Raw genomic sequence first — 1,473 nt, 5'->3', positions numbered from 1 at the left:
GCCTTAAGTACATCGTCGTCCTTCAGCGATCCGGCCTTCTCGGCGGCCAGCGCGTAGAGATGCAGGCCGTTGTAGCCGGCTTCGCCGATGCCGTTGACCATCTTTTCCTGGCCGAACTTTTCGCGGAAGCTCGAGATGAACTTCTTGTTGACCGGGTTGTCGAGCGCCATCCAGTAGGGTTGCGGCGCGTAGGTGCCGGCCGCCACGCCGGGCGGCAGTGCGTCCTTGTTGAAGACCTCGTCGAGCGGCGCGATCAGCGGCTGCTTGATGTCGAAGCTGCGATACTGCTTGAGCTGGGTGACGGCGTCGTTGCCGACCACCATCGACCAGACGACATCGGGCTTCAGCGACTTGATCTTCTGGAAGGCCGGGCCGAAATCGGTGGTGCCGAACGGATAGTAGTCGGCACCGATGATCTTGCCGCCAGCCTTTTCATAGGCCGCCGTGATCGCCTCGGTCATCTTCTGCGGCCAGGCATAGTCCGAGGCCATGACATAGATGGTCTTGCCCAGGTTCTCGGCCACCCACGGCATCATCGGATCGACCTGCTGCATCGGGATCGGGCCGGTGGCGACGAAGTAGCGGTTGCATTCGCCGCCTTCGAAATTGGTCGGATAGAAGAACAGCTTCTTGGCCTTTGAGGTGACCGAGAGCGTCGCGCTTCGCTCGGGCGAAATGATCGTGCCCATGATCACGTCGGCCTTGTCTTCGTTGATGAGCTTGCGCGCCTTGTCGATGGAGCCCTTGGTGGTGGTCTGGTTGTCTTCGATGATGAGCTCGACCTGGCGCCCGCCAATACCGTTGGCGGCGTTGAGTTCGGCGGCGGCGAGCTTGTAGCAATTGAGCAGCGTTTCGCCGAGGATCGCCTGCAGCCCGGTGATCGGGATCGACAGGCCGACCTTGACAGTGTCTGCGGCGCGCAGGATTGACGGCGCGCCGACCATGGCAAAGGCGGCCGCGGCGCCGCCGGATTTCAAGACAGTTCTTCTGCTTATCATTGTTGTGTTCCCTTCCAGTCCCAGGCGCGCCCCATGCACGCCTTACAAAGCCAACAGGTCCTTCAGCAGGGTCTCGTCGGCGAACGCCTCCGGCGCGCCTTCATGGACGATCCTGCCCTTCTCCATCACCAGACAGCGGTCCGATGCCTTGAGAACGAGATCGAGATTCTGCTCGACCAGAACGATTGCGATGCCGCGTTCGCGGGCGATGCGCGGCACCAGCTCGGCGATCGACTGAACGATGTTCGGCTGAATGCCTTCCGAGGGCTCGTCGAGCAGCAGCACCGACGGCAGGCCGCACAAGGCGCGGCCGATCGCCAGCATCTGCTGCTGGCCGCCCGAAAGCGTGCCGGCGACCTGCGCTTCGCGTTCGCGCAGGATCGGAAAATAGCCGAAGATGTCGGCCTGAATGCCGCCGTCGCCACGGTCCTTGGCGGCGCGGGTGCCAACTTCCAGGTTTTGCCGCACCGTCAAC

At 62.7% G+C, this 1,473-nt stretch carries 2 protein-coding genes; both read right to left on the bottom strand.

What is annotated here, in order from left to right:
- Positions 1-977: substrate-binding protein (locus EN935_RS35740; protein ID WP_245489139.1), on the bottom strand; the 977-nt coding region annotated here is incomplete at its 3' end.
- A 63-nt stretch (positions 978-1,040) separates the two neighbouring features.
- The coding region (locus tag EN935_RS35735; RefSeq protein ID WP_127374209.1) for an ATP-binding cassette domain-containing protein at positions 1,041-1,473 on the bottom strand (433 nt) is incomplete at its 5' end.

It is taken from the genome of Mesorhizobium sp. M7D.F.Ca.US.004.03.1.1 (genome assembly GCF_003998635.1).
In the GTDB taxonomy this organism is placed as follows: domain Bacteria; phylum Pseudomonadota; class Alphaproteobacteria; order Rhizobiales; family Rhizobiaceae; genus Mesorhizobium; species Mesorhizobium loti.
The sequence above is the reverse complement of the archived record's forward strand: the minus strand, read 5'-3'. Positions and strand labels throughout refer to the sequence as shown.